This is a genomic window from Novosphingobium marinum (assembly GCF_013408095.1).
Classification (GTDB): Bacteria; Pseudomonadota; Alphaproteobacteria; order Sphingomonadales; family Sphingomonadaceae; genus Novosphingobium; species Novosphingobium marinum.
The window spans coordinates 75004-101466 of record NZ_JACBZF010000001.1; the positions used below are offsets into that span (position 1 = coordinate 75004).

General features: G+C 64.8%; 21 protein-coding genes. 11 read left to right on the forward strand and 10 right to left on the reverse strand.

From position 1 onward, the window contains the following. Window position 1: 1 nt before the first annotated feature. The 3 genes from FHS75_RS00385 (at window position 2) to FHS75_RS00395 (ending at window position 3040) form a co-directional block, all read left to right on the forward strand. Window positions 2-688, forward strand: coding sequence for an SDR family NAD(P)-dependent oxidoreductase (locus FHS75_RS00385; RefSeq protein WP_179405747.1), 687 nt, complete (start codon window positions 2-4; stop codon window positions 686-688). Between the two features lie 70 nt (window positions 689-758). Next, a complete protein-coding gene (locus FHS75_RS00390) occupies window positions 759-1877 on the forward strand; it encodes an acyl-CoA dehydrogenase family protein (protein ID WP_179405748.1) in 1119 nt (372 codons plus the stop codon). Then, the gene (locus tag FHS75_RS00395) at window positions 1874-3040 is read left to right on the forward strand and encodes an acyl-CoA dehydrogenase family protein (protein WP_179405749.1); all 1167 of its coding nucleotides are present in this window, start codon (window positions 1874-1876) and stop codon (window positions 3038-3040) included. The genes FHS75_RS00390 and FHS75_RS00395 overlap by 4 nt, the downstream gene beginning before the upstream one ends. On the opposite strand, the gene FHS75_RS00400 is transcribed toward FHS75_RS00395, so the two are convergent. Next, the gene (locus tag FHS75_RS00400; RefSeq protein WP_179405750.1) at window positions 3037-3714 is read right to left on the reverse strand and encodes a TetR/AcrR family transcriptional regulator; all 678 of its coding nucleotides are present in this window, start codon (window positions 3712-3714) and stop codon (window positions 3037-3039) included. The two genes, FHS75_RS00395 and FHS75_RS00400, sit on opposite strands and share 4 nt — an antisense overlap. A gap of 155 nt (window positions 3715-3869) precedes the next feature. On the opposite strand from FHS75_RS00400, the gene FHS75_RS00405 reads away from it, so the two are divergent. From FHS75_RS00405 to FHS75_RS00420, 4 genes are all read left to right on the forward strand, one after another. Further along, a complete protein-coding gene (locus tag FHS75_RS00405; protein WP_179405751.1) occupies window positions 3870-5042 on the forward strand; it encodes an iron-containing alcohol dehydrogenase in 1173 nt (390 codons plus the stop codon). Window positions 5043-5189: 147 nt separating this feature from the next. Beyond that, the gene (locus FHS75_RS00410) at window positions 5190-6593 is read left to right on the forward strand and encodes an aromatic ring-hydroxylating oxygenase subunit alpha (RefSeq protein WP_179405752.1); all 1404 of its coding nucleotides are present in this window, start codon (window positions 5190-5192) and stop codon (window positions 6591-6593) included. A 36-nt stretch (window positions 6594-6629) separates the two neighbouring features. Then, window positions 6630-7958, forward strand: coding sequence for an aromatic ring-hydroxylating oxygenase subunit alpha (locus FHS75_RS00415; RefSeq protein ID WP_179405753.1), 1329 nt, complete (start codon window positions 6630-6632; stop codon window positions 7956-7958). Further along, window positions 7958-9367 (forward strand): aromatic ring-hydroxylating oxygenase subunit alpha, encoded by a 1410-nt coding sequence (locus FHS75_RS00420; RefSeq protein WP_179405754.1) that lies wholly within the window; start codon window positions 7958-7960, stop codon window positions 9365-9367. The genes FHS75_RS00415 and FHS75_RS00420 overlap by 1 nt, the downstream gene beginning before the upstream one ends. A gap of 8 nt (window positions 9368-9375) precedes the next feature. Here the strand turns inward: FHS75_RS00420 and FHS75_RS00425 are convergent, their stop codons facing one another. Continuing rightward, window positions 9376-10365, reverse strand: coding sequence for an NAD(P)-dependent oxidoreductase (locus FHS75_RS00425; protein WP_179405755.1), 990 nt, complete (start codon window positions 10363-10365; stop codon window positions 9376-9378). 155 nt (window positions 10366-10520) lie between these two features. On the opposite strand from FHS75_RS00425, the gene FHS75_RS00430 reads away from it, so the two are divergent. Beyond that, entirely contained in the window at window positions 10521-10961 is a 441-nt protein-coding gene (locus FHS75_RS00430; protein ID WP_179405756.1) for a nuclear transport factor 2 family protein, read from the forward strand. Window positions 10962-10965: 4 nt separating this feature from the next. On the opposite strand, the gene FHS75_RS00435 is transcribed toward FHS75_RS00430, so the two are convergent. From FHS75_RS00435 to FHS75_RS00445, 3 genes are read right to left on the reverse strand one after another with little or no spacing between them, the layout of a single operon-like run. Further along, on the reverse strand, window positions 10966-11331 hold the full coding sequence (locus tag FHS75_RS00435; protein WP_179405757.1) for an EthD domain-containing protein: 366 nt from the start codon (window positions 11329-11331) through the stop codon (window positions 10966-10968). Next, on the reverse strand, window positions 11331-12119 hold the full coding sequence (locus FHS75_RS00440; RefSeq protein WP_179405758.1) for a sugar phosphate isomerase/epimerase family protein: 789 nt from the start codon (window positions 12117-12119) through the stop codon (window positions 11331-11333). The genes FHS75_RS00435 and FHS75_RS00440 overlap by 1 nt, the downstream gene beginning before the upstream one ends. Before the next feature lies 1 nt (window position 12120). Next, a complete protein-coding gene (locus FHS75_RS00445; protein ID WP_179405759.1) occupies window positions 12121-13308 on the reverse strand; it encodes an aromatic ring-hydroxylating oxygenase subunit alpha in 1188 nt (395 codons plus the stop codon). A 158-nt stretch (window positions 13309-13466) separates the two neighbouring features. On the opposite strand from FHS75_RS00445, the gene FHS75_RS00450 reads away from it, so the two are divergent. After that, window positions 13467-15104, forward strand: a complete 1638-nt coding sequence (locus FHS75_RS00450) for an AMP-binding protein (RefSeq protein WP_179405760.1) — start codon at window positions 13467-13469, stop codon at window positions 15102-15104. Then, window positions 15101-15928, forward strand: coding sequence for an oxidoreductase (locus FHS75_RS00455; protein ID WP_179405761.1), 828 nt, complete (start codon window positions 15101-15103; stop codon window positions 15926-15928). The genes FHS75_RS00450 and FHS75_RS00455 overlap by 4 nt, the downstream gene beginning before the upstream one ends. Window positions 15929-15934: 6 nt before the next feature. On the opposite strand, the gene FHS75_RS00460 is transcribed toward FHS75_RS00455, so the two are convergent. From FHS75_RS00460 to FHS75_RS00480, 5 genes are all read right to left on the reverse strand, one after another. After that, window positions 15935-17401: an FAD-dependent oxidoreductase gene (locus FHS75_RS00460; RefSeq protein ID WP_179405762.1), complete on the reverse strand. Its 1467-nt coding sequence runs from the start codon at window positions 17399-17401 to the stop codon at window positions 15935-15937. 6 nt (window positions 17402-17407) lie between these two features. After that, on the reverse strand, window positions 17408-18217 hold the full coding sequence (locus FHS75_RS00465) for an SDR family oxidoreductase (RefSeq protein WP_179405763.1): 810 nt from the start codon (window positions 18215-18217) through the stop codon (window positions 17408-17410). A gap of 95 nt (window positions 18218-18312) precedes the next feature. Beyond that, window positions 18313-19692: an efflux transporter outer membrane subunit gene (locus FHS75_RS00470; protein ID WP_229735443.1), complete on the reverse strand. Its 1380-nt coding sequence runs from the start codon at window positions 19690-19692 to the stop codon at window positions 18313-18315. Next, window positions 19689-22793, reverse strand: a complete 3105-nt coding sequence (locus FHS75_RS00475) for an efflux RND transporter permease subunit (protein WP_179405764.1) — start codon at window positions 22791-22793, stop codon at window positions 19689-19691. The genes FHS75_RS00470 and FHS75_RS00475 overlap by 4 nt, the downstream gene beginning before the upstream one ends. Next, window positions 22783-23859 carry an efflux RND transporter periplasmic adaptor subunit gene (locus FHS75_RS00480; RefSeq protein ID WP_179405765.1) on the reverse strand — a complete coding sequence of 359 codons (1077 nt, stop codon included), beginning with the start codon at window positions 23857-23859 and terminating at the stop codon, window positions 22783-22785. The genes FHS75_RS00475 and FHS75_RS00480 overlap by 11 nt, the downstream gene beginning before the upstream one ends. Window positions 23860-24079: 220 nt before the next feature. On the opposite strand from FHS75_RS00480, the gene FHS75_RS00485 reads away from it, so the two are divergent. After that, window positions 24080-26368 (forward strand): FdhF/YdeP family oxidoreductase, encoded by a 2289-nt coding sequence (locus FHS75_RS00485; RefSeq protein ID WP_179405766.1) that lies wholly within the window; start codon window positions 24080-24082, stop codon window positions 26366-26368. Window positions 26369-26463 lie beyond the last annotated feature (95 nt).

Consider the following 26463-nt stretch of genomic DNA (forward strand, 5'->3'; position numbering starts at 1 on the left):
TATGGCAAACGTAATCGTCGCGGGTGCATCCCGCGGTATCGGTCTGGAACTGGCCAGGCAGCACGTGGAAGCCGGCGACCGGGTCTTTGCCCTAGTCCGCGATCCCGACAATGCCGGGGAACTGCCGGGCCTTGCCTCCTCGTCGGGCGGCAAGCTGACCGTCCATGCCGCCGATGTCACAAGCGACAGTTCGGTTGCCGATGCCGCGAAGTCGGTCGATGCCGACGGTATCGACTACGTCTACATCGTCGCCGGTATCGTCGGAAAAATGGAGCCGATGCTCGAACCGGGCGACTGGGACACCTTCGACGAAGCGATCGAGATCATGCTCAAGGGGCCGCTGCGGGTCCTGCGCGCGTTCCTCCCGAAGCTGTCGGAAGGCTCGAAGGTCATCGCGTTCTCCAGCCAGCTGGCGGCATCGACGTGGCCCTATGGCGGGTTCTATCCCTACGTCGCGGCCAAGAACGGGCTCAACCGCATGTTCCGTTCGGTCGCCATCGATCTCAAGGATCGCGGCATCGTGGTCGGCACCATCCATCCCGGTTACGTGCAGACCGACATGGGCGGCCCCGACGCGGACATCACCCCCCAGGAAAGCGCGAGCGAAATCCGCAAGCTGGCCGAGTGGTGGCCGCTCGACAAGACGGGCGATTTCTACAAGTGGAACGGCGAGCCGCACGCCTGGTAAGGTCCTGAGCACGGTCGCTTCCGGAAGGGGGGCGACCGTGCCGTGACTTCGCTGGAGAACGGCAGGCCGGATGAACCTCGAGTACACGGAAGACCAGGTCCTGTTCCGCGATGGCGCGGAGCGTTTCCTGTCCGCCGAATATGGAGCCGGCGCCCGCGCGCGCTCGACCGGCGCAGAGGACGGGGTGGACCCGGCAAACCGGTCGGCCTTCGCCGAACTGGGCCTTTTTGCGCTGACCGTGCCCGAGCGCCTGGGCGGCCTTGGGTTCGGTCCGCTCGAACTGGCGATGGTTCTCGAATGTTGCGGACGCCACCGCGTCGTCGAGCCGATCGCCGAAACCGCCATTGCCGCGCGAGCCCTTGCGACGGCATTCGACGCGCCTGCAGCACAAAGGTGGCTTCCCCCGATACTGAGCGGGGAGATCCACGCCACGGTGGCGCTCCTGTCGAACGCGGACATTGCCGAGGCCGGCGACGCGGACATCGTATCCGGAGCGGTGCCTCTCACGCGCGGAGCGCCGGGAGCGGGCCTTGTCGTCCTGCTGGCAGACACCGGCGAGGGCGAGCGGCGCGCGTTCGCCGTGACTCCGGGGACCGAAGGTGTGTCGGTTTCGGCGAAGCGACTGCTCGACGAGAGTCGCGGCGCGATGCTGACGCTGGAGCGCGCAAGGATTCCCTCCGAAAACGGGTCTCTCGCGGCTGACAGTGTCGACCAGCTGCTCGACGAGCTGACGCTCGCGTCGTGCTGGAAAGCGCTCGGCGCGATGAGGGCGGCGTCCGGACAGACGGCGCGCTACGTTCAGGAAAGGGAGCAATTCGGCAGGCCGCTGGCGCGGTTCCAGGCAGTCGAGCACATGATCGCTGCCCAGTCGGTCGCCTGCGAGGAAGCCGAAGCGGCGGCGCTGCTCGCCGCGCTTTCCATGGACCTCGGCCCGTCCAGTCGCATCCGCGCCGTATCGGCGGCGAAGAACAAGATCGGCCGGGCCAGCGACGTGGTAGCGAAGAACGCGGTCCAGGCGCACGGCGGCATGGGCGTTTGCGACGAATTGCCGATAGCGGGCTATTTCCGGGACCTGGCCGCCTTCCGCGCGATGGACGGTTCCGCCCGGCATCTCGACCGGTACGAGCGCGACGTCCTCGGGAGCGGGTGTTTCCGAGAGAGCGCAATTCTCGGGACCGATGCACCATGAACCTTCGACTTGACGAGAGCCAGCGGGCTTTCCGCGCCGAGGTTCGCGACTTCATCGCGGAAAATCTGCCTGAGGAGTCGAGGCGCGGCCAGTCGTTGCTGACCGGCGTGTATCCCGAGCCCGCGATTTCGGTGCCCTGGCATCGCAAGCTTGCGGGAAAGGGCTGGCTCGCGCCGATGTGGCCGAAGGAATTCGGGGGCACCGGCTGGACGGGTTTCGAGCGCTTCATCTTCGAGAACGAGTGCGCGCTGGCGGGCGCTCCTTACGTGTTCCCGCTCGGACTGAGGCTGGTCGGGCCGGTCATCTTCACCTTCGGCACACAGGCGCAGAAGGACCGGTTCCTTCCTCGGATACTGACCGACGAGGATTACTGGTGCCAGGGCTTCTCAGAACCCGGCGCCGGTTCGGACCTGGCGTCGCTGACGACGCGCGCCGTGCCCGATGGCGACGACTACGTCGTGAACGGCAGCAAGATCTGGCAGACCCATGCCCACCACGCCAACATGATGTTCACGCTCGTGCGCACCGGTTCGGGCGACGGGCCGAAGCAGGCGGGGATCAGTTTCCTGCTCATCCCGCTCGACACGCCCGGCGTGGAAGTGCGTCCCATCGTTTCCATCGGGGGCGATCACGACGTCAACCAGGTTTTCCTGTCGGATGTGCGCGTGCCGAAGTCCAACCTCGTCGGCGAAGTGGGGAAGGGCTGGGACTATGCCAAGTTCCTGCTGCGCTTCGAGCGCGCGGGCGGTTTCGCCGCGGCCCGGTTGCGGGCATCGCTCAAGCGCATCGGTCGCGTGCTCGAAAGCCGGATGGCTGCGGGCATCGAGATTCACCCGGACGCGCGTCGCCGCATCGCCGAAGTCGCCATCGACGTCGACGTCTTCGAGATGCTCGAGTTGAAGATTCTCGGCCCGCTTGCCGCGGGAGAGGATCCGGGTCCGATTTCCTCGATCCTCAAGCTGCGAACGAGCCAGCTGAAACAGGACGTCGCGGAGGCCGGCCACCTGGCGCTGGGTGAAGACGGGGCCATCTGGCCAACCGAAGTCGAGAGCGAGAGCGACGCTCTGCCGGGCGATTACCTCAATAGCCGCGCCGCGACGATCTTCGGCGGGGCGAGGGAAGTGCAGCTTGGCCTGATCGCGCGCGAGGCATTCCGACGCTAGCTGGCCTCTGGCACTTCGATCCGGCCTTCGCGGATCATCGTCAGGATGCGGCTGAGCAGTTCGACGACGACGCGCTCGTTTGCCGGATCGTCCCAGATGTCGCGGTTGAGCATCAGCCCTTCGAGCGTGGCGCGCGTCAGCTCGCACGCCCGCGGAAACGCTTCGCCCAGCTCTGTCCACTCGGGAAAGGCCTTCGCGATCTCGTCCCGCCAGACCGCATCGTAGCGCTTGGCGCGCGGAAAGAAGACATCCCTCAATTCAGGGTCGGTGCGTGCTGCGACGTGCAGCTCGAGATAAGCCTGGTATTCCTCGGACTGGAGGCTCCTGAGTTCGAGGAAGATGCCCTTGTTCCGCTCGATCCGGTCGCTTTCGCTCAACGATCGTATCGTGGCGATGAAGGTCTTCATGCGCTTGTAGAACGCGTATTCGATCGTCGCGGCAATCAGGGCCTGCCGCGTCGGGTAGTGGTGCAGCATCGCGCCGCGCGAAGCGCGCGCCTCGCTTGCCACCAGCGTCGTCGTCGTCTTCGAATATCCATGCCGCGCCAGGCACCGGATCGTCGCTTCGAGGATTACCTGTCTTGTTTCGGCGCTGCGCCGTTCCTGCAGACCTGCGTCCTTGCGCGGCAATCCTTGCGGCGCGAGGGTGGAAAGGGCGGCGGCTGATCTTGGCAAGGCGATATCTCGACAGCGGTTCGATGAAGCCGGGCAACGAAACGGCCCGGAGAGCCACCTGCATAGTCCGCGACAGATGTTTTAGACAAGCCAGACTGTTTTTCGCGTTGAGTTTCTCCGCCTGACCGCAGACACTGACGCGGAAGAGAGAGACGATGCCCGATACCCAGTTCGAAGTCCGCCTGCCGCTTACCGAAAGGGTGACGCTTGGCAAACCGGCAGCATCCGCCGTGCTCGAAGAGGCGGAAAGGATGGATGCCCGGCGGGTTTTCATCCTCGCGTCCGCGACGCTCGAACGGGAAACGGACGAGATCGACCGTATCGCCCGAAAGCTCGGCACGCGGCATGCAGCGACGGTGCCGGGACCGGGCGCACATGCTCCCGTGTCGCGGATTGCCCGCGCGGCGCGCGCTGCCGAAGATGCGAAGGCGGACCTGATCGTCGCGATCGGTGGCGGCTCGGTGATCGACTGTGCCAAGGTTCTCCCTCTGGCGCTGGCCCATGGTGCGACCGATCCGGGAGCCATTGCCGGCCTGCGAATTGCCTTCGACGAGGGCGGCGGGATCGTCGAGCGCCCGGGCAAGGCTCCCGAAGTGCCCGTGGTCTGCGTCCCGACGACGCTATCGGGCGCGGAATTCAACAGCCTTGCCGGAGCCCTCGATGAGGAGCAGGGCAGGAAACTCGGCTTCCAGCACGAGCGCATGGCGCCGGTCGCGATCGTCCTCGATCCCGCGATCACGGTGCACACGCCCGACTGGCTATGGCTTTCGACGGGAATCCGGGCGGTGGATCATGCCGTGGAAACGCTCTGCGGCGAGCATTCGAACCCGTATCACGATGGCCTCGCAGAAAGCGGCCTGAAGCTGCTTTGTGAGTCGCTGCGGCAGACGAAGGCCGATCCGGCGAACCTCGATGCGCGGCTTCGCTCGCAGGTCGGGGCATGGCAGGCAAGCATCCCGCTCGCCGGGGGCGTGCCGATGGGCGCGAGCCACGCGATCGGGCATGCGCTTGGCAGCGTGCGGGGCGTGCCGCACGGATACACGTCATGCGTGATGGGGCCGCCGGTCCAGCGCTGGAACGGCGAGGCCGCGCGCAACCGGGAGCGGCTGAGCGCGGCTTTCGGCGAACCGGGAAAGCCGGTCCACGAACAGTTTTCCGGGCTGGTCGGCGAACTCGGCTTGCCGACGTCGCTGGGCGACGTCGGAGTTTCGCAATCCGATTTCGACAGGCTGGCGGAAATCACGCTGCACGACATCTGGGGCGGCACCAACGTCAGGCCATTGCGCGGACCGGAAGACGTTCGCCAGATACTTGCTCTGGCAACCTGAGGCAAAAAGGAATACGGTGCGCTTGAAGCAAGCAAGGCTGCTTGCTTTTTGACAGCTGGATTGCGAGGATGGCGAGGGTCTCGCCGCGCGATAAAGCCGGGCCGAAAAGAGCCCGAATGCGCGGAACCTTGGGAGAGGTCGAAGGAAATGGGCAAGATCGAACGAGAAATCCGTCCGGGAGAGGCGCGTTCGCCCGCGATGACATATCAGCACCTGCTGGAGCGCGACGGGGAGAGGCCCCCCGGCACCCTGGCCGACGAATCCTATCGCTTCCTGGGCGACGAGGACATTCCGTTCGCGCGCTACACCGACCGGGCGTTCTACGACCTCGAGATGGAGCGCATGTGGACCCGCACCTGGCAGTGGGTCTGCCGCGAGGAGCATATCGCGGACGTCGGGGACTACTACGTTTACGACATCGGCAAGCACTCGATCGTGGTTGTCCGGACGAAGGAGGGCATCAAGGGCTATCCCAACAGCTGCCTGCACCGCGGCACCAAGCTGAAGCCCAGCCATTCCGAAGGCTGGTGCGAGCAGCTTCGCTGCCCCTTCCACGGCTGGACCTGGACACTGGAAGGCGAGCTTGCACAGGTGCCCAGCCGCTGGGATCTGCCACACGTGGTCGACGAGGCTTTCCGCCTTCCCGAAGTCCGCATCGCGACCTGGGGCGGATTCGTTTTCATGAACATGGATCCCAAGGCGCCCGACCTCCTCGACTATCTCGATGTCTTGCCAGATCACGCTGAACGGTCCCGGCTCGAGGATCGGGAAGTGGCGCTGCACCTCCAGAAGGAACTGGACTGCAACTGGAAGGTGGCGTCCGAAGCCTTCCTCGAGGCGTACCACGTCCGCGAGACCCATCCGCAGCTGCTGATCGCAAACGGCGGCGAGGTAGGACAGTACGACGTCTACGGACCGCATCTCAACCGGGTGATCTCGCCGAACGGCATTACCAGTCCCGACCTGCCGAGGTCCGTTACCGAGCAGGAGAGGGCCGAAGCGATGCTATCCGGCAACTCCGGACCGGGTGAGCCGGTCCATGTTCCCGAGGGAATGACGGCCCGGCAGGTGATGGCGGACATCTACCGCAAGGGACTTTCCGCCGAGGATGCCGCGGCGACGACCGCGGGCGAACTGCTCGATACCAATGGCTACCTCGTGTTTCCGGCAAGCCACTTCTTCCTCGGGCTCGTCCTGCCGATCGCCTACCGGATCCGTCCGCTCGACGACCGCGTCGATCGCGCGCTGTTCGAAGTGATCGTGCTGCGCAAGGTGAAGCCGGGCGAAGCCAAGGCGCCGCCGCCCGAACCGGTCCGGCTGAAGGTAGAGGATTCCTACGCGGAGGTTCCGGGCATGAGCCCGAGTTTCGCGCAGGTCATGGATCAGGATACCAGTATCATGGCGTGGCAGCAGGAGGGTTTCTCGGCGTCCAGGAAGGGCGAGGCGACCCTGTCCAACTATCAGGAAGTGCGCATCCGGCATGCGCACATGACGCTCGATCGGTACCTGGCGGCGCAGCCCGGCGAGCCGGTCGACTTTTCCGGCCTGTGACCGGACCCGGCAGCGGAAGACTATAGGGAGAAGGCGATGAATCTCGTGACGGGCAGGCTCGATCGCGAAGGCGTCCTCGACGGTGGATCGAGCGAGGGATTGCGCGGCGACCCGATCACGGGCGGCCGCTACACGTCGAAGGCGTTCATGGAACGGGAGTGGGACCACATGTGGACCCGCGTCTGGCACCTGGGTGCGAAACTGAGCGAGCTTCCCGAGACCGGCGACTTCACGGTTCACAATTTCCGGCACGAATCCGTGCTTCTCGTCCGGCAGGCGGACGGTTCGGTGAAGGCGTTCTACAACGTGTGCCAGCATCGCGGCAATCGCCTGGTCTATGTCGATGAAGGGTCCTTGCCGCGCTTCACCTGCGCCTACCACGGCTGGCAATATGCCCTGGACGGCGAACTTGTCGGCGTGCAGGACCCGGACGATTTTCGCGGCAATTCGCCATGCGGGAAGGCCAACCTGAAAGAGCTTCCGTGCGAAACCTGGGGCGGTTTCGCATGGTACTCGATGGACCCCGATGCCAGGCCGCTGCTCGACTATCTCGACCCGATTCCGCTCCTGCTCGCCAATCGCGGGATCGAGGACATGGTCAGGGTGATCTGGCGCAAGGTAGAGGTCGACACGAACTGGAAGTTCGCGTCGGACAACTTCAACGAAAGCTATCACCTGCCTACCGTCCATCCCCAGATGCGGCAGAACATCGACGAGGATTACCGGGCGACGGAGTTCGAGATGTTCCCGAACGGTCACAACCGGATGATCGAGCGCGGGCGGCCTTCGATGCGGGCGGACAGCCCCAACGAGGTCGAGCCGATCTGGCAGTTCATGCTCGAGGAGTGGGGCCTGAAGGCCGAGGACTTTGCCGGACGTTCGCGGGAAGGGCGGGAAGCGCTGCAGAAAGTGAAACGCGAGCGTGGTCCCGCCATCGGCCACCGGTACATCGACAAGCTGGAGGACGACGAACTCACCGACTACTTCCACCACACGGTCTTTCCCAACCTCACGATTACCGGCACGCCGGTCGCGGGACAGGTCCACTTCTTCCGGACCGAGCCGCACATCGACGATCCCAACAAGTGCACGTTCGAATACTGGGCGCTCTCGCCGCGGATCCAAGGCCTCGACAAGGTCCTGACCGTCGCCGGCGAAAAGCCCCTGGAAGAGGCCGAACTCGAGCATCTGGTCTACGGCGAGGACGATGTCGGCGACTTCGTAGATCAGGACCTCTCGGTGGCGGTCTGGCAGCAGAAGGGCCTTCGCTCGCGCGGGTACAGCGATGCCTGGCTCAGCGAGCAGGAGGCGCGCGTGCGCCGTTTCCACGAAGTCCTCAACGATTATCTGGAGGGTCGCCGGTAATGGCTACGGCGATCCACGGTCGGCGGCCTGTCGCGGACGAGGGGGAAAAGCGCGATGCCCCGGCCAGGTGTCCCGGCACGAGCTGGGAAGACTATGCCGACACCGACACTCACGAGGTTCCGCAGTTCCTTCGCGACGTGAGCGAACCCGAACTCGGCGACGAGCCGCTCGATGCAAGCCGCTACACCGATCCCGAATTTTTCGAACGCGAAAAGGCGAAGATGTGGCCGCGCGTCTGGCAATTCGCCGCGCGCGACGAGGAATTGCCCGATCCCGGCGACTTCATCGTGTACGAGAATGTCGGCCGGTCCTACCTGATCGTCCGGCAGGACGACGGTACTGTGAAGGCGTTCTACAACGTCTGCCTTCACCGTGGCCGAAAATTGCGCACCGAAGAAGGTTCGACCGAGGACTTCGTCTGCCCGTTCCACGGGTTCGCATGGAACAGGAACGGCTCTCTGAAGAATATTCCGTGCCAGTGGGACTTCGGGCACCTGTCAGAGGACGACCTGGCGCTTCCGCAGGTCGAGGTGGCACGGTGGCAGGGTTATATCTTCCTGCGCGAGGAAGCCGGTGGTCCGTCGATCGAGGAATACCTTGCTCCGTTGCCCGAGCATTTCGAGCACTGGCGTCACGACGAATGCGTGACCACGATCTGGGTCGGCAAGGTCGTGAATGCCAACTGGAAAGCCGCTGCCGAGGCTTTCATGGAGGCCTTCCATTCGATCCAGACGCACCCGCAGCTTCTGCCCTTCGCCGGCGACGCCAACACGAAGTACTCGCTCTGGGGCGATCACGCCAATCTTGCGCTGACTCCGTTTGCCGTCACTTCTCCGCATCTTGCCGACAAGGGCCTCACCCAGGACTGGGTGCTGGAGCAGATGCTCCAGAACAACAGCCGGTCGGCGCAGCTGGGTCTGGAGGTGACGATACCCGAGGGCGGGACGGCGCGGGCGGCTCTCGCCGAAGTCAACCGGAAGCGGCTGGGCGTGGAGGCACAGCGCGATTTCGGCAGCGTCAGCGACTGCGAGATGGTCGATGCCTTCACTTACAACGTCTTTCCGAATTTCGCGCCGTGGGGGGGATTCCCGCCGAACGTCATCTACAGGTGGCGGCCCTGGCCGGACCAGGACCATACGCTGATGGAAATTCGCAGGATCACGCGGCTACCCGAAGGAGCCGAGCGTCCGCGGTCGGTCCCGATGCGCTTCCTCTCTGACGACGAGAAATGGTCGGACGTCGAGGAACTGGGAGCGTTGGGTGCGATCTTCGACCAGGACTGGGACAATCTTCCGCACGTCCACGCGGGCCTGAAGGCCTCGAAGAACGGAAGGGTACATCTCGCGCATTACCAGGAAAGCCGTATCCGGCATTTCGCGCGGACCCTCGACAAGTACCTTTCGCAGTAGGGCAAGCCTCAGAACAGATCGCGCCCGGCGACGAGACGCAAGGCACGCCCTTCCTGCCAAGCGGCAAGGTTTTCGAGGAACACCGCGTCGGTTCGGCCTGCAAGGCCATCGCCCATGCCGGAGTTGTGCGGACTGACATCGACCTGCGGGTGCGTCCACAGGGGACTGTCGGCGGGCAGGGGCTCCGTTCCGAAGACATCCAGGATCGCGAAGTCCGGCCTCCCCGCCTCGAGCGCCTCGAGCAGGTCCTTCTCGACCACCAGCCCGCCGCGACCGAAATTGCAGAGCGTGCTGCCTTGCTTCATCCGCCCGAAGAATGCGGCATCGGCGAAGCCCTCGGTATCGTCCTTGAGCGGAAGGAGCAGGACCACGACATCGGCTGAACGCAGGGCGCCTTCCAGTTTCCCGGGCGGCAGGATTTCGTCCGCGTGGTTCTTCGGGCCGCCGGGCGATCTCCTGATCCCGGTGACGTGGCCGCCGAATGCCCTGACGCGCTGTGCAAGCTCCCCGCCGATCGCCCCATGCCCGACGATGACCCAGCGACTGCCCTTGATTTCGGAAAAGGACCTTTGCATCCAGTTCCTTTCCCAGTTCGCATGGCGTCGGGCGGCTCCGTTCTGGAAGCGATCGAGAACGCGCCCGACGATGACCTCGGCTATCGAGGATGCCTGCGCGTCGTTGCGGGTGATCGTCGCTCCGTTGCGGGCGATCTCGGCAAATCGCGGATCGTCGAGGCCCGCCGATCCGCTCTGCAGCCAGACAAGGTTCGGCAGGGACGCACATCGATCGAGGAACTCGCCCGCATGACCGCCGAGGTACCCGTCCGTGTGAAGCAATCCGATGACGGGAGGACCCTGCGGATCGAGCAGGGCCGGTGCAGTCACGCCCGAAGGGTCGAAAAGGGCAGGCCGGAGATCTTCCCGCAACTGCGGCTTGTGTTCGGCCAGCCGCCGCCAGGTTTCCTCGAACGTGAAGAGGATCGGGCGTTCTTGGTCCATTGACTTGTCCTGCCTGCGCGCACGGAAAGCCGGCGCGCGCTGCGATCAGACCTGCTTGCTGTCGCCTGTGATAGTTGCCCGCATGCTAGCAGGACTGTTAGTCCGTTCAACGAAGCTCGACCCGGCAGAGGGCGGGCACAAACTGGAGAGCATGAATGCCATTCACCGGCCCGCTGGAAGACCGCATCGCCATTCGCGAAACCATGGAAACCTACGCATACGGCGTGATGACCATCGACGAGGACCTGTGGGCCAGCACCTGGGCGGAGGATTCCTACTGGGCGCTTCCGGAATATCCGGACCTCGGCGGTTTCGAGGGCAAGAAGGCGATCGTGGAAGCCTGGGCCGGATCGATGAAGGTCTACGGGCTCGACGGGTGCAAGAAGCCGATGGTCTACCTGGCACATCCCGGCCGGATCGAAATCGATGGCGACAAGGCCAGGGCGACCACGTTCACCATCGAAATCTACGAGCACCCCGAGACTAAGGAAACCGTCCACACCAACGGCCACTACGAGGACGAACTGGCGAAGATCGACGGCAAGTGGGTCTTCACCCGACGCGAATACCGCATCTTCGACGAGCGGCGGGACTGATCCGTCAGCGCTCGGGAGCGGGCATCGGCGATGTCCGCTCATCGAGCAGGTACATGCGCATCGAGGTCCGGTCGAAAAGCTTTTCCTCGTCCTCCTCGATCATGGCCCTGGTATCCGGATCGCCCTCGATCGAGGCGAAGAAATCGTTCATCGTGGCTTCGTCGGGGAAGTCGATTTCCATGACCACGTCGGGGTCCGCTGCGTCCGCTTCCATACCGAAGGGCGTCGTGAACCTGCGCCGGTAGCCCGAAGCATAGCCTGCCAGCACCTTCTCCCCAATCAGGCGATGCGCGTTCTCGTAATAGTCGACGAATTCGTCGTGGGTCATTCCCTCGCGGCGGCGAAAGATCGACAGCAGGGTAATCGACATCAGGCGCTCTCCAGCCATTTTCGGGTAGCGTCGGCAACCGCTTTCGCGCGGGGGCCGGCCTCGGGATATGTGTCGCGAAGGGCCTTGGACCGCAGTTCGATGGATAGCGGCACGTCCTCGGGAAGCGCCCTCAGAAGCGCATTGAGATCGACGGCTCCGTCGCCGCATTGCTGGCGCAGGTCCACTGCGTCCTCGATAATCGCGTCGAAGTCGCCCGGATCGGGCCGCTTTGCCAGCGCATCGCAGAACTGCGCGTAGGGAAGCAGATTCCGGTCGAGCGCCGCGATATCGGCTATCGGCGTTTGCGACCGATCGACATGGATGGGATCGATCAGGATCGCCGCGGCCGGATGATCGGCGCGGGAGATCACTTCCTTCGCCATCGCGAGGTTCTTGACCTCGGTGAAGATGCCGAACTCGAGTGCGACGCGCAGCCCGTTCGCGCCGCCATGGCGGCACAGTTCGGCAAACCAGTCGGCAGTCCGCCCCAGATCGGGTTCGGACGAGACGCACAGCGCGTTCGCCGCGCCAAGCTCCGCGCCGATATCGAGGACGCGCTTGTGATCGTCGATCGAACTGCCGGGCTGCAGCCACAGGACTTCGACGTCGATCACCGGGAGGCCGGTTTCGCGCAACGCCGATCTGGTCGCGCGAGTCGTCTCGGCCGTCCAGTCCGCCGGTTCCACCCACAGACCGACAAGGTCGAACCCGCCGAACCGCGCGGCCTCGACCGTTTCGACAGGACCGAATTCGGGCACCACGCCCGAGGCAAGCCCGATCGGGTTCACCTTACATCACCGGTTCGGGAGCGTCGGGATCCTCGGCGAGGTACCAGTTGACCCATTCGTGGAAGAACTGGTTGCCGCGCTCGTTCTTGCCGAAAATGATGTTCTCGTGCGCGCCGCTCGCAAGGCCCTTCTGGATTTCGAGGCCGATGACGTAGTCTTCCTCGTAGGTGACGTCGCGGAAGAAGTTCATCATGCCTTCCGCCTTCTCGCGCTCCTCGTCGTTCTTCGGAGCTTCGCGCGTCAGGTAATTGAGCACCGTGCGGTTCTGGTCGGGCGTGGGTCCGGGGAAAAGCTGGGCGACCTGCGTGATCTCGGGCGCAACGAAGACGGACACGTTGGGGAAGAGGATACGCACGAAATCGTAGCCGAAGTTCTCACGCTTTCCCCATTCCTCGCGGGGGACCTCGTTCAGCAGGCTGGCGATTTCGTGTTGCGGAAAGCCGATCCGCATCGACGGGCCGAAGCCTTCGTAGTGCATCGTGTTCGATGGCGTACGCGGGAAGATCGTTTCGGGGTGGAGCGACTGGAAGTGATAGCCTTCCAGGTAGCCGTCGTACGCGATCTTCCAGTTGGCGCCATGGATCGTGCGGCTGCCGAGGTAATGCCAGTCCTTGATGCCGAGATCCTCGAAATCTCCGAGATAGCCGCGGAAATAACCGTCGAGGTCGATCTTCGCTTCGGGATCGAGGCTGACGAAGATCATCCCCGACCGCTCCTCGCACGGAAGCTGCTTCAGGCCGCGTTCCGACTTGTCGACATCGCCGAAGCTCCTGCCTTCCGCGATGCCGATAAGCCGGCCGTCCTGGCCGAAGGACCAGGCGTGGTACTTGCAGATGAAGCGCGGGCAGTTCCCGTGTCCCTGCTCGGCGACCGGAGCGCCGCGATGCGAGCAGACGTTGAGGAAGGCGCGAACCTGACCGTCCTTTCCGCGCACGATGAGGACCGGCTTGCCGACCGCGTCCATCGCCTTGTAGTCTCCCGGATCGGGCAGCTCGCAGGTAAACGCCAGCATCAGGGGAAGCTTGTTGAAGATCAGCTCCAGTTCGCGATTGAACTGAACGGGATCCACGTACGAGGAGGCAGGGACCTCGAGCGTCTTGTCGGTCTGGTGCGTGGACTTCGTCTCGACATAGCCGCGCATGATCTCCGCGACCTCGCCGAGTTTTTCTACGCGTTCCTGATATCCCATCGTAAAGCCTCTCCGGTGCAGAATTCTCGATGCTCGCTTAACCATCTGGCTATGCGGGGATAGAAAGACAACCTGCGCAAGTTGAGAGGTGTTTCCTTGCCGCCGAGGTGGGAACGGGGAAGCAAGCGCACGAGCGTTCAATGGGAAAGGAGGCCGCGATGTCCGACCAAGCGAAGCCCTGGGACTGGTTGCAGATCCCGCCGCCGCATCTTGCCGAATATGCGGACGGCGTCTGGCGCGACGTCACGATCGCCGATCTCGCCGAGCAGCGCGCGGCCGAAGATCCCGATTTCGTCGCGGTAATCGACAACCGGCGGTCGATGACGCGCAAGCAACTGCTCGACGATGCGCGCGCGCTCGCCGCCGCGCTCATGGCGCGCGGGCTGGTGCCGGGCGATGTCGTGTCCTTCCAGTTGCCGAACTGGCACGAAGCGGCTGTGTTCAACCTGGCTGCGGCGATGGCCGGGTTCGTGGTCAACCCGATCGTCCCCATCTACAGGGACGCCGAAGTCCGCCAGATGCTGGGCGACTGCCGCGCGCGGGCGATCCTGACCTGCACCGAGTTCCGCCGCTTCGACTTTTCGCAGATGGCGCTGCGGCTCAGGGACGAACTGCCCGATCTGGAATTCGCCTTCACGGCGCGCGGAAGCGGGCCGGACGACTACGAGACCCTCGTCGAGGAGGGCAGGTCGCTTCCGTTCGACCGTCCGCAGGTCGATCCGCACGGCGTCAAGATGGTGCTCTATACTTCTGGGACGACCGGTCGTCCCAAGGGCGTGCTGCATTCGCATGCCACTATCGAGCGGATCAAGCGGCTGTCTTCCGAATACTGGGGCATCGGCGAGGGCGAGGCGACGATCATGCCGTCTCCGGTGACCCACATTTCCGGGTATGCGAACGGCCTCGAGGCGCCGTTCGTCACCGGCGACAAGTGCATCTTCATGGAAAGCTGGAACGCCGAGGATGCGCTCCGGCTCATCGAGGAGCACGAGGTCGTGGCGACGGTCGCCGCGACGCCGTTCCTTGTCGAGCTGGCCAACGCCGCGCGAGCGGCCGGGACGCGGCTTCCTTCCATGCGCGTGTTCGCCTGCGGCGGCGCGGCCGTGCCGCCCGACCTCATCCCGGCTGCCAATTCGGCCTTCGACAACCTTCAGGCCTTCCGGGTCTTCGGCGCCAGCGAAGTGCCCCTGGTGACGTTCGGCTGGATGGACAACGAGGAACTGGCCGCGACCACCGACGGGGAGGTCGTCGACTACCAGGTCATGATCGTCGATGACGACGGCGCGGAGTTGCCGTTCGGACAGGAAGGCGAAATCCTCGCCCGCGGTCCCGCCATGATGCTGGGCTATGCCGACAAGAGCCAGGCCGAGGCGGCGATAACCCCGGACGGCTACTTCCGCACCGGGGATCTGGGGACGCTCTCGGAAAACGGCGCGATCACCGTCACCGGGCGAAAGAAGGACCTGATCATCCGGGGCGGCGAGAATATCTCGGCGGTCGAGATCGAGGATGTCCTTCGCACCCACCCGCAGGTCCGCGATGCCAGCGTCGTGGCCATGCCGCACGAGCGGCTCGGCGAGGGCGTTTGCGCCTACATCATTTCCGAAGGCGATCCCGCATCGGTAGAAATGCTGTGCAAGCACGTGCAGGCCACCGGCCTGGCGAAGCAGAAGACGCCGGAGCGTTTCGAGTTCGTGGACGACTATCCCCGCACCGCGTCGGGCAAGATCCGCAAGGACATGCTTCGCGCCGACATCAAATCGAAGATCGAATCCGAGGCAGGAGCAGACGCATGAAGACATGGTTCATCACCGGCGTATCGCGTGGTTTCGGAAAGGCGCTGGCCGAGGCGGCGCTGGCGCGCGGTGACAAGGTCATCGGCACCATCCGTTCGGACAATCCGGGCATCGCCGATCCGGAAGGCGGCCTCACGCTGGTGAAGCTCGACGTCACCGATCGCGACGCGGTCAGGAGAGCGGTCGAAAGCGCGTTCGCCGACGCCGGCCGGATCGACGTTATCGTCAACAACGCGGGTTACGGAATGCTCGGGGCGACCGAGGCGATTACCGACGAGCAACTCGACCACGTGTTCGCGGTGAACTTCTTCGGCACCTACGCTGTGTGCCGCGCGGCGGCTCCCTTCCTTCGCAAGCAGCGCAGCGGCCACATCATCAACATAACGTCGATGGGCGGGCGCCGGGCCGCTCCGGGAGCCGGGGCCTACGCGGCAACAAAGTTCGCTGTCGAAGGCATGGGCCATGCCCTCCATGCGGAAATGGAGCCGTTCGGCGTGCGCGTCACTTCGGTAGAGCCCGGAGCGTTCCGCACCGATTTCCTAAGCGATCATTCGATCCGCATGGCCGACCGCATCGAGGAATACGATGATACGGTCGGCGTGTTCTACGACAGGCTTGCAAGCGCCAGCGGCCTGCAACCGGGCGATCCGGTGCGGGCAGCCGAGGCGATGATCAAGCTGGTGGAGATGCCCGATCCACCCTTCCAGTTGCTGCTGGGACGCGATGCCTACGAGTCCGTCGGCGACGAAGTAGAGCGTCAGCGGCGCGAGCTTGCAGCCCACAAGGAGCTGAGCCTATCCACCGACTTTCCGCAAGGCACCTGACGCGCTTCAGCCGGTCCAGTTCGCGCCCGCCGCGTGACGACCGGCGCGGCGACCGAAATAGCTTCCCGGCCCAAGGCTCATGCCGCTGGCATAGGCCTTCCCGTTGCGCGGAATATGCGCGGCGCTGGCGCCGACCGCGTACAGTCCCGGAATGGGTTCGGACCGGGGCGTCAGGCACTCGCCATCCGGGCCGGTGCGCAGTCCGCCAAGCGTGATGAACAGGTAGGTCGAGCGGTCAAACGAGATGTCGAACGCCGCCCACGGACCCTTGTCGAGCGGTTTCAGCCAGTCCTTCGCCTTGTGCAGGTACGGGTCCTCGCCCTTTTCGGCATTGGCGTTGTATTCGTTCATCGTCCGGACGAGCGATCCCGCCGGCAATTCGAGCCGCGCTTCCATTTCCTCGACGGTTTCGAACCCGTCGACGAGCTGGTGGTTGGCGAACTTGTTTTCCGGGTAGGCGAAGATCTCGCTGTCGACGATCAGCCAGGCCTTCTGGTCGGGCTGCTCCATCGTGAAGTTGCCGGTGCGCCCGTGGTAGCTGTCCTCTGCCACGAAGCGCTCGCCGCGTTTGTTGACGATGATGCCCTTGATGAGCTGTCCCGGCGGATAGATCGATCCGGTCGGGATAACCCCGTCCATGGCGCTCGTTCCCGCGCCCGCGGACAGGCCGAGCAGGACGCCCGCTCCGTCGTTGGCCGGCGTGCCGAGCGGTTCGGACGTTTCGCCGAGCAGCGGCAGGTTCTCGGCAATCATCTCGTGGTTGAGATTGAAGCTGCCCGCCGCGATGACCACGCCCCTGCGCGCCTCGACATGGATGATGCCGTCCGACTGCTTGACCCGCACGCCGACGACGCGGCCCTGCGCGTTCTGGACTAGCGCGACGACATTGCTGTCGTAGATCGCGGGAATGCCTTCGTCCTCGCACTTCCTGAGAAGGGGGGCCATGCCGGCGGCACCGGCATTCTCGCCTTCCCCGGCGACCTTGTGCCCGCGCGGCGAGGGCTTCGCGATCTTGCTGTAGGGCCAGAGCTTCTCGTTGCCCGTGGACATCAGGCAGGTCGTGTCGGTGAGGTAGACGGCCTTGCCCTTGAACTCGGTGCGCTCGAAGGGGACGCCCTGATCCTCGAGCCAGTCGAAATGATCGGCGCTGTCGTTGCAGAACCTGCGGACCGCCAGCGGGTCGAGGGGATCGCAGCTCGCCATCATGAACGCCGCCATCTCGTCGGCATTGTCCTCGTAGCCGAAATGCCTTTGCACGGCGGTGCCGCCGCCGAGGTAGAAGATGCCTGAGGACAGGGCGCTCGCTCCGCCTCCGCCCGATGCCCGTTCGACGATAAGAACGTCCGCTCCGGCGCGATGCGCTTCGAGCGCCGCGCACGTGCCTGCCACGCCCTGGCCGATGACGACCACGTCGGCGCTGCGATCCCAGCCTCCGACCTCGTCGGGAGAAAGGACCTTCGGGATATCGACCATCCGTGCTTACCCTTCGCTACCGCTTGCTGCCGCGATGCTGGCATTCATCTCGTCGGGAGAGGGATTTCCACGCAGCTTGAGGCCGCCGTTTACCTGGAAATTCTCCCCGGTCATGAAACACTCGTCGCTGGCCACGAAGACCGCCGCTGCCGCGATGTCTTCCGAGGTTCCCCAGCGACCGAGCGGATAGCCCTTGCGGAAGCTTTCGTAGAGCCCCGGCACCTTGCCCGCTTCGGCCGTCATCGGCGTTTCCGTGAGGCCCGGCGAGATCGAGTTGGCGCGAATGCCTTCCTCGCCGAACTCATTGGCGACGCACCGGATCACATGATCGGCGCCGGCCTTTGTGCCCATGTAGGCGGAGTGGTTCCACAGCATGATGTCGGCGGTTGCCGAACTGATCTGGATGATCGATCCGCCGGTCCCGCCCATGGACTTGGCCATCTTGCGGACCATTGCCTGGTAGAACTGGAACGGACCGATGAACTGCAGCGCGGTCATCTGCTCAAGCTGCTCGCGCGTGTTGTCGAGGAAGGGGATCAGCAGCCCCCAGCCGGTGGCGTTGATCGCGATGTCGATGCCGCCCAGCTTTTCCGCGGCGGTTTCCGCGAGCTGGTTGACGCTGTCCTCGCTGGTGATGTCGCAGGTCGCCCACTCGCAGCCGGTTTCGTTCGCGAACTCCTCGAGGACTTCGGCTTTCCTGCCGGAGACGAGGACCTTCGCGCCTTCGTCCATGAAACGCCGCGCCATGACCTGGCCCATGTTGTCCTTGCTGCTGGCGCCGAGAATGATCGCGCGCTTGCCTTGCAGTCGGCCCATCCGAATTCTCCCTTGTGTTCGCTATCGGATACGACGCTAACATTCCGGTGGCAGGCCATAGACTGCACAAAAAGCGAGTTTGGAGAGAACTCGCCCTACTCGGCGACGGCGATTTCGTCCGGCACGACCTGTGCGCCGACCGCGGCGTAGAAGGACACGACCGACGAGGCGAGGGCGGCCTCGCTGTCGATCAGCGCTTCCCTGCTGCCGATAAGCTGCCGTTGCGCGTCGAGAACGTCGAACAGCGAGGCGAGCCCTTCGCGATAGAGCGCGTTCGACTGTTCGAAGGCGGTCTGGCTTTCGGATATGGCTCGCCGCAGTGCCTCGTTCCTGTCGCGGTAGGATTCGATCGCGACCAGCGAATCCTCCACCTCGCCGAGCGCGACGAGGAACGTCCTGCGGTATTCGGCAAAGCGCGCGTCGGCTTCGGCCTCGGCGGCGCCGATCTCGGCCCGGCGCCGTCCGCCGTCGAACAGCGGGAGATCGATGACGGCGCCGATCGTGGCGAAGACATCGTCGAAAAGGCCGCCGATGGTTCCGCTGCCGGCGGTGATGTCCCCCGGGATCGTCAGCGTAGGCAGCAGGTCGGCGCGTTCGGCACCTGTCAGGGCCGCTGCCTCGACGAGTTCGGCCTCGGCGACCAGGAGATCGGCCCTGCGGCGCAGCAGGTCTGCCGGAGTGCCCCGGGGCGGGCCGCCCTCGTACTCCGGGATGCCTGCCTCGACCGCGAGCGGGGGGATTTCGCTCGGCGGATCGCCGGTCAGCACCGCGAGCGAATGCGAGGAACGTGCGCGTGCCAGGTCGAGAAGGCCCTTCTGCGCGCGAGTCCGCGCCAGGTCGGCGGCGGCGCGGCGAACATCGAGATTGGCCGAGAGCCCGGCCTCGAAGCGCAGGGTGACGATCCTGAGCGTCTGCTGCTGCAGTTCGGTCGATTGTTCGAGCAGCGCGAGGCGGGCGCCCGTCCTGCGCAATTCGATGTACTGGTTCGCCACCGCCGCTGCGACGAGCCGGCGCTGTTCGGCCACGAAGTAGTCGCTTGCCGACGCCCGCGCGAGCGCGGCACGCACCTCCGCCGAGAGCCGCCCGGAGATGTCGGGCTGGAAAAAGCCCAGCAACCCGGCGTTTGCCCGTGTTCCGGTATCGCCCGACGAGTCGATGGTGGCATCGACGCTTCCGGTGGCATCGAGCGAGGGCAGAAGGTCGGAGCGCTCTGCGCGGACAAGCGCCTGTGCGCGCCGGAGACGGGCCAGCGCCGCCTCTATCTCGAGGTTGTCGGCCAGCGCCTGCTCGACGAGCGTGTCGAGTTCCGGATCGCGAAACCCTTTCCACCAGGTCTCTGCCGTGCCGGGCGGCGGGCGATAGTCGGCGGCAAAATCGGGCGGCACGTCGAGGTCGGCCGGGCCACGCGGCTCGGGCATCGTCGCGCCGCAGCCTGCCAGCATCAGGGCGGCGACAAGCGCAACTGTCCGCCTCACGCCGCCCCCTGCGCGAGACTGGCTTCGTCGACCTGTTCGATTTCCTGCCTGAGCCGCTTGAGGTCGAGGCTGCGGGGCTTTCCGAACCGGGCGATGCCGAGATAGATGACCGGCGTCAGGAACAGCGTGAACAGGCCGGCTATGCCGAGCCCGCCGAAGATGACCCAGCCGATCGACTGGCGCGCCTCGGCTCCCGCGCCGCTTGCGAGGATCAGCGGGAGCGCGCCGATCACGGTCGAGATCAGCGTCATGGCGATGGGACGCAGGCGTATGGCCGCAGCCTCTTCGATCGCTTCGCGCACCGATCTATCCTGATGACGAAGCTGGTCGGCGAATTCCACGATCAGGATCCCGTTCTTCGCCATCAGCCCGATCAGCATGACAAGCCCGATCTGCGAGTAGATGTTGAGCGAGATGCCGGAGAGGAAAAGCGCGAAGATTGCCGCGGCCAGCGCGAAGGGAACGCTGAGCATGACGACCGATGCACTCGTGAGGCTTTCGAACTGCGCCACAAGGACGAGGAAGACGATGACCAGCGCGAAGGCGTAGGTCGCGAGCAGGTCGCTCGACGTCTCTTCGAGCGATTCCGCCTCTCCCTGGAGGAGCATGTCGATATCGTCGGCCACCGTATCCTCGGCGAGCCGCTCGATCTCGTCCACCGCATCGCGCAACGGCGTTCCGGCGGCGATGTTGGCGTCGACCTCGATGGCGCGGCGCTGCTCGGTCCGGTCGAGCTCGGCCGCGATCCCTTGCTCCGCGATCGAGGTGACGCTCGACAGCGGGACGAGCGAGTTGCCTGTCCCGCGTATGTAGAGATTTCGCAGGTCGTTGGGATTGGTGATCGTGACGGCCTGCGAGGTGAGGAAGATCGGCACGGCCTGGTCGCCGACGTTGAGATCGACAACCTCGGTTCCGCCCACCATCGCCCGCAGGGTGAGCGCCAGGTCGCCGAGATCGACGCCGAGGTCCGAGGCGCGCTGGCGATCGATCTGGACCGAAAGCTGCGGCTGCGTCGGCTGGTAGGAGATGTCGGGGTTCGAAAGGATGTCGGACTGCGTGTCGATCGCCTCGGAAAGGGCGAGCGCGGACCGGTAGATCTCGTCGTATTCGGAGCCGGTCAGCGCGACTTCGATTCCGTTGCCGCCGCCACCGAAGCTGAGCGTGCCGCGCCCCCGTACGTTGACGCGCGAACCGGGAATCTCGCCCATTGGCTCCTGCAGCGCCTCGACTATTTCCGTCTGCGTCCGGTCCCGGTTTGCCCAGTCGGCAAGTTCCGCCGTGACAAGGACGCGGTTGGGATCGTAGCGCCCGACGATCGAGAAGGTCGAGACGATCTCGCCGCACTCGACGAACGGCTGCAGTACCGCTTCGATCTCGTCGAGCTCGCCGTCCATGAAATCGATGCCGACGCCGTCCGGTCCGGTGGCGAAGACGATGACGGTGCCGCGATCCTCGTCGGGCACCAGTTCGTTGTCGAGCGTTCCGTAGAGCAGTGCCGCAGCGCCCGCGGCAGCCAGTGAGATGCCGACTACCGCCCTGGGATGGTCGAGGCACCTGCGCAGCAGCCGGTGGTAGAAATCGTTCGCCTTCGCGCCGAGGCGGGTAAGCCTCGTGCTCTCCTGCCGGCCGGTGGTGAGATCGATCCGCGCGGCGAGCGCCGGAACCAGCGAAAGCGCCACGAATGACGAAAGGATGACCGCGACCGCAAGCACGAATCCGAATTCCCGGAACAACCGTCCGGCTTCGGATGGCAGGAACGAGATTGGCACGAACACCGAGACGAGGACCGCGGTGGTGGCGATGACCGCGAAGAATACCTGCCGCGTCCCCAGAACTGCCGCCGCCCGCTTTCCGAGGCCCTCGTTCTGCAGGCGCTGCGCATTCTCGAGCACGACGATGGCGTCGTCGACGATCAGGCCGGTGGCTAGCACCAGCGCGAGCAGGGTCAGCAGGTTGATCGAGAACCCCATCAGCCAGATTCCGGCGACGACGCCGACCAGCGCTACCGGGATCGTCGTGCTGGGAATGATCGTCGGCCGGACCGCGCGGAAGAACAGCAGCATGGTCGCGATCACGACCATGACGGTGAAGCCGAGGGTGATCAGCACTTCGCGGACCGATATCTTGATGAACTCGGCATCGTCCGACGTGACCTCGATTGAGATGTCGGAAAACCGGCCGTTGAGCCGCTCCACCGCCCCGCGAATGGCTTCGGAAATCTGGATCGTGTTCGAACTAGCCTGGCGAACGACGCCCAGCCCGATCACGGGTCTGCCATCGAGGCGCACGAAATTCGTCGCGTTGGCCGGGGCGTAGATCGCCTGCGCGACATCGCCGATCCTCGTCGTGCCGTCGATTATGACCGCCTCGATGCGCTCCGGGTCGCTCGCGCTCGCCTCGGCTCGCACGACGAGTTCCTGCGCGTCGGAACGGAAGCTGCCGACCGGAACGTCGAACGGCGCGCGCTCCAGCGCTTCGGCCACGTCGCTGATCGTAAGGCCGAAGCGATTGAGCCGCAGCGGATCGACCGCGATGCGAAGCTGACGAGGCCGGGAGCCGAACTCGGCGATGCTGGCGACACCCTCGGCAGTGAGCAGTTCCGGGATGATGTCGTTCTCGACGATTCGGGTAAGCTCGGCCTCGTCGTGGGCCGGGCTCGACACCGCGAGCCGCATGATCGGCGATGCATCCTGGTCCGCCTTGACGACGGTGAGCTGCTCGATCCGTTCGGGAAGGTCGCGGTTGACCCGGCTGACCGCTTCGCGAACGTCGGTCGCGGCGGTATCGAGATCGACGCCGGGATTGAATTCGACGCGGATGCGCGAGTTGTTTTCCTCGCTCGCCGCGCTGATCTGGCGCACCCCGGATACGCGGGCCACGGCGTCTTCAAGGATGCTCGTGACCTCCGCATCCATCGTTTCGGGCGCGGCACCGGGCAGGCTGGCCGAAACCGACACGATCGGCCGGTCGACGTTGGGAAGTTCGCGAACCTCGATGCCGAGAAGCGCCGCGATGCCTGCCAGCACGATCAGCAGGTTGAGCACACCGATCAGCAGCGGACGCTTGACCGCCAGCATCGGCAGGTCGGACTTATTCTCCATCGGCGTTCCCGGCCTTGCCGGGGGCCTTCGCGGCGGCCTTGCCGGGCGGCTTGGCGATGCGCACGTCCTGTCCCTCGCGCAGCTTCTGGACACCTTCGACGACGATCGTATCGCGCGGGTTGAGCGGCGCATCGACGAACGCGAGGCCTTCGCGGCGCGAGGTTATCGTTATCGGCACGCGGGCGGCCTTTCCATCGCGCACTGCCCAGAGGTACGATCCGTCGCCGCCCCACACGATGGCTTCCTCGGGCACTGCGGGCCGTGCCTGACCGGCTCCCGAGAAAACCACGCGAAAGCTCATTCCGGGTCTCAGGGTGTCGCCGCTGTTCTCGATCGCGGCGCGAACCGTGAACGTTCGCTCTTCCTCCGAAATGGCCGAATCCACGGCGATGATCCGCGCGTCTATTTCGCGCGACGGATCGGAGAACGGCGTGACGGCCACGACTTGTCCGGGCTGGAGCCGCTCGAACGCGGACTCGGGCGCGGGGAAGTCGACATACAGCGTCGAACGCCTGTCGATCTGCGCGATGGGCGTCGCTGTATCGACGCGGTCGCCGGGGTCTATCTCGGTAAGGCCGATGTGTCCCGAGAACGGCGCGCGGATCGTCCGGTCGGCCAGAGCGGTCTGCGCCTGCTGCAATTCGACGCGGGCGGAGGCGAGCGCCGTTTCTCCTGCCTCGATCTGGCTTTCGGAGATTGCTCCGGTATCCTCGATCCGGCGATAGCGCGAAAGCAGTTGCGATGCCTCCTGCACCTGGACCCTGGCTGCTTCGACGGCGAGGCGCTCGCGCCGGGAATCGAGCCGGACGAGCGGCGTTCCCTGCCGTACGAAGTTGCCTGCCGAGAACATCACCTGTTCGACGCGGCCTGCGCTTTCCGGGTAGATTTCCGCCGACGTGGCCGCACGGGCCGTGCCGACTGCCTCGACCCGCTCCCGTTCCGGCAGGACGCGCAGTTGTTGCGCGACGATCGGCACCGCCTCGTCCTCGCGAGACCGTTCCTCCGACGAGCAGCCACCGGCAAGGAGCAGGGACAGCGCCGCAGCGGGCGCAAGACGTTTCAGCATGGGGCGCCCTTGTAGCGACCGGTTCGCAATAACCCAATAGCCGTGCGCATGATCTTGTCCCGCTTACTCCTGGCGCATCCGGTCGCATGCCTCGACAGGAGTGTCATCGTCCCGGCGACCACCGCCGCAAGCAGGCGACAGCCATTGCAAAAGTCCCGAAAAGATGAACCATCGGCGCCTCCGGAAGTTGCGATAACAGGCACGGTTCGATGGAGGCGATATGAGCGAGGGCGATCCTACCCCCAAAAGATATCGGGGCGCAGCAGGCGGCTGGGGTTCCGTCCGGGGCATGACGCGGATCCAGATCAAGGAACGGGCAGGGCCCGGAGCGCTCGATACCCTGTTCCACCAGAACAAGCCGAAGGGGCACATGTGCACGTCGTGCGCCTGGGCGAAGCCGCCGAACCCGCATCTCTTCGAGTTCTGCGAAAACGGTGCGAAAGCCACTCTCTGGGACCTCACCAGCGAACGTTGCACTCCGGAATATCTTGCCCGACATACTGTCACCGAACTGGCTGCGCGCAGCGACTACGATCTCGAAATGCGCGGCAGGCTGACCGAGCCGCTGCGCTATGATGCCGAAAGCGACCGCTACCTCCGGGTCGGCTGGGCCGAGGCCTTCCGCGAGATCGGCGAGAAGCTTCGCGAGCTCGAACCGAAATCGGTCACGTTCTACGCATCGGGCAAGGCGGCCCTCGAACCGTCCTATCTCTATGCCCTGTTCGCCCGAATATACGGTCACCAGAACCTGCCGGACAGCTCGAACATGTGTCACGAAACCACTTCTGTCGGACTGAAGAAGGTAACGGGATCGCCGGTCGGGACCTGCACGCTGGAAGACCTCGAGCATTGCGACGCCATCTTCTACCTCGGGCAAAACCCGGGCACGAACAGTCCGCGCCTGCTCCGCCCGTTGCAGCAGGCGGTGGAGCGAGGGTGCAAGATCGTGGTCTTCAACCCGTTGCGGGAGAAAGGGCTCCTCGAATTCACCGATCCGCAGAACCCGATGCAAATGACCGTCTCGCCCGCCACGAAGCTTGCGCACCAGTACCTGCAGGTAAAGCCGGGAGGCGATATCGCCGCGCTGATGGGCGTGATGAAGCGCGTGCTCGAGCGTGACGCGGCATCGCGCGATGCCGGCGGGCCGGGCGTGCTCGACCGGACCTTCATCGATCAGCACACCGCCGGTTTCGACGAATTTCTCGCCAGGCTGGACTCCGCCGGCTGGGACGAGATCGAGAGCAATTCGGGGCTGGCGCGATCCGAACTCGAAGCTGCCGGAGATGTCTACGCCGACGCCGAAAGGGTCATCGGCATCTACGGCATGGGGCTTACCCAGCATGTCCACGGCAGCCAGTCGATCGGCATGCTGGTCAACCTGCTGCTGCTTTCGGGCAACATCGGCCGCAAGGGCGCCGGCTGTTCGCCGATACGCGGGCACTCCAACGTCCAGGGCCAGCGCACGGTCGGCATCACCGAGAAAACCAGCCTCGCTCCCAACGACAAGTATCGCGAGCTGTTCGATTTCGATCCGCCGACCGAGGACGGGCATACCACGGTCGAGTTTCTGGAAGCGATTCTCGCTGGAACCGCGAGGGGTTTCATCGGTCTTGGCGGCAACCTTGCAAAGGCTGTGCCCGACCACGAGCGCGTCCATGCGGCGTGGCGCGACATGGAACTGACCGTCCACGTGGCGACCAAGCTCAACAAGACGCACCTCATGCCGGGCAAGTCGTCCTTCATCCTGCCCTGCCTCGTCCGCGCCGAGGACGATGTGCAGAAGACCGGCCGGCAGACCGTGACGATGGAGGACAGCTTCAGCCACATATACGGCTCGATCGGAAAGCGTTCGCCGGCAAGCCCCTACCTCAAGAGCGAGACCGCAATCGTCTGCGAACTGGCGAAGGCGACGCTGCCCGGGCATCCGAAGTGGCTCTGGGACGACTGGATGGGCGATTACGGCCTGATCCGCGATCTGATCGCCATGACATACCCCGAAGAATTCCACGACATGAACGATCGCATGCACCAGCCCGGAGGCTTCTATCGCGGGAACGGCGCGCATGAACGGATATGGAAGACCGAGAGCGGGAAGGCCGAATTCACCACGCCGACGGTGATGAACGCGTGTGGCATCGGTGACGCGGCGGGCAGGTACCATCTGGTCACGGTTCGCTCGAACGATCAGTTCAACACGACGATCTACGGCCATTCCGACCGGCTTCGCGGAATCTCCGGATCGCGGATGATCGTGATGATGAGCACCGCCGACATGAAGCGGGACGGCTTGCGGGAAGGCGACACGGTTTCGCTTCTCGGAGATGCCGGGGACGACATCGTGCGCAAGGTGGAGGGATTGCGAATCGTGCCCTACGAATTGCCCGATGGATGTCTCGGGGGGTATTTTCCGGAACTCAATCCACTCGTTCCGCTCTGGTATCACGACAAGCTGTCGAAGACGCCCGCCTCCAAGGGCGTCCCGGTGCGCATCGTGAAGGAAGCAGTCTAGGCGTGCTGACCGGCGCGGGGCGAGAAGGGCGGTACCCGGCGCCTGCCGGGAACTTCCGGACCGCACCGCGATTTCCGAACCATGGCAGGATACAC

Excerpts from the sequence above, each read along its gene's own strand:
- FHS75_RS00435 (WP_179405757.1), bottom strand. The coding sequence starts at position 11,331 with ATGTCGATTACCCTGCTGTCGATCTTTCGCCGCCGCGAGGGAATGACC.
- FHS75_RS00390 (WP_179405748.1), top strand. The coding sequence starts at position 759 with ATGAACCTCGAGTACACGGAAGACCAGGTCCTGTTCCGCGATGGCGCG.
- FHS75_RS00480 (WP_179405765.1), bottom strand. The coding sequence starts at position 23,859 with ATGCTGAAACGTCTTGCGCCCGCTGCGGCGCTGTCCCTGCTCCTTGCC.
- FHS75_RS00395 (WP_179405749.1), top strand. The coding sequence starts at position 1,874 with ATGAACCTTCGACTTGACGAGAGCCAGCGGGCTTTCCGCGCCGAGGTT.
- FHS75_RS00405 (WP_179405751.1), top strand. The coding sequence starts at position 3,870 with ATGCCCGATACCCAGTTCGAAGTCCGCCTGCCGCTTACCGAAAGGGTG.
- FHS75_RS00425 (WP_179405755.1), bottom strand. The coding sequence starts at position 10,365 with ATGGACCAAGAACGCCCGATCCTCTTCACGTTCGAGGAAACCTGGCGG.
- FHS75_RS00450 (WP_179405760.1), top strand. The coding sequence starts at position 13,467 with ATGTCCGACCAAGCGAAGCCCTGGGACTGGTTGCAGATCCCGCCGCCG.
- FHS75_RS00455 (WP_179405761.1), top strand. The coding sequence starts at position 15,101 with ATGAAGACATGGTTCATCACCGGCGTATCGCGTGGTTTCGGAAAGGCG.
- FHS75_RS00410 (WP_179405752.1), top strand. The coding sequence starts at position 5,190 with ATGGGCAAGATCGAACGAGAAATCCGTCCGGGAGAGGCGCGTTCGCCC.
- FHS75_RS00415 (WP_179405753.1), top strand. The coding sequence starts at position 6,630 with ATGAATCTCGTGACGGGCAGGCTCGATCGCGAAGGCGTCCTCGACGGT.
- FHS75_RS00430 (WP_179405756.1), top strand. The coding sequence starts at position 10,521 with ATGCCATTCACCGGCCCGCTGGAAGACCGCATCGCCATTCGCGAAACC.
- FHS75_RS00475 (WP_179405764.1), bottom strand. The coding sequence starts at position 22,793 with ATGGAGAATAAGTCCGACCTGCCGATGCTGGCGGTCAAGCGTCCGCTG.
- FHS75_RS00465 (WP_179405763.1), bottom strand. The coding sequence starts at position 18,217 with ATGGGCCGACTGCAAGGCAAGCGCGCGATCATTCTCGGCGCCAGCAGC.
- FHS75_RS00445 (WP_179405759.1), bottom strand. The coding sequence starts at position 13,308 with ATGGGATATCAGGAACGCGTAGAAAAACTCGGCGAGGTCGCGGAGATC.
- FHS75_RS00460 (WP_179405762.1), bottom strand. The coding sequence starts at position 17,401 with ATGGTCGATATCCCGAAGGTCCTTTCTCCCGACGAGGTCGGAGGCTGG.
- FHS75_RS00385 (WP_179405747.1), top strand. The coding sequence starts at position 2 with ATGGCAAACGTAATCGTCGCGGGTGCATCCCGCGGTATCGGTCTGGAA.
- FHS75_RS00420 (WP_179405754.1), top strand. The coding sequence starts at position 7,958 with ATGGCTACGGCGATCCACGGTCGGCGGCCTGTCGCGGACGAGGGGGAA.
- FHS75_RS00485 (WP_179405766.1), top strand. The coding sequence starts at position 24,080 with ATGAGCGAGGGCGATCCTACCCCCAAAAGATATCGGGGCGCAGCAGGC.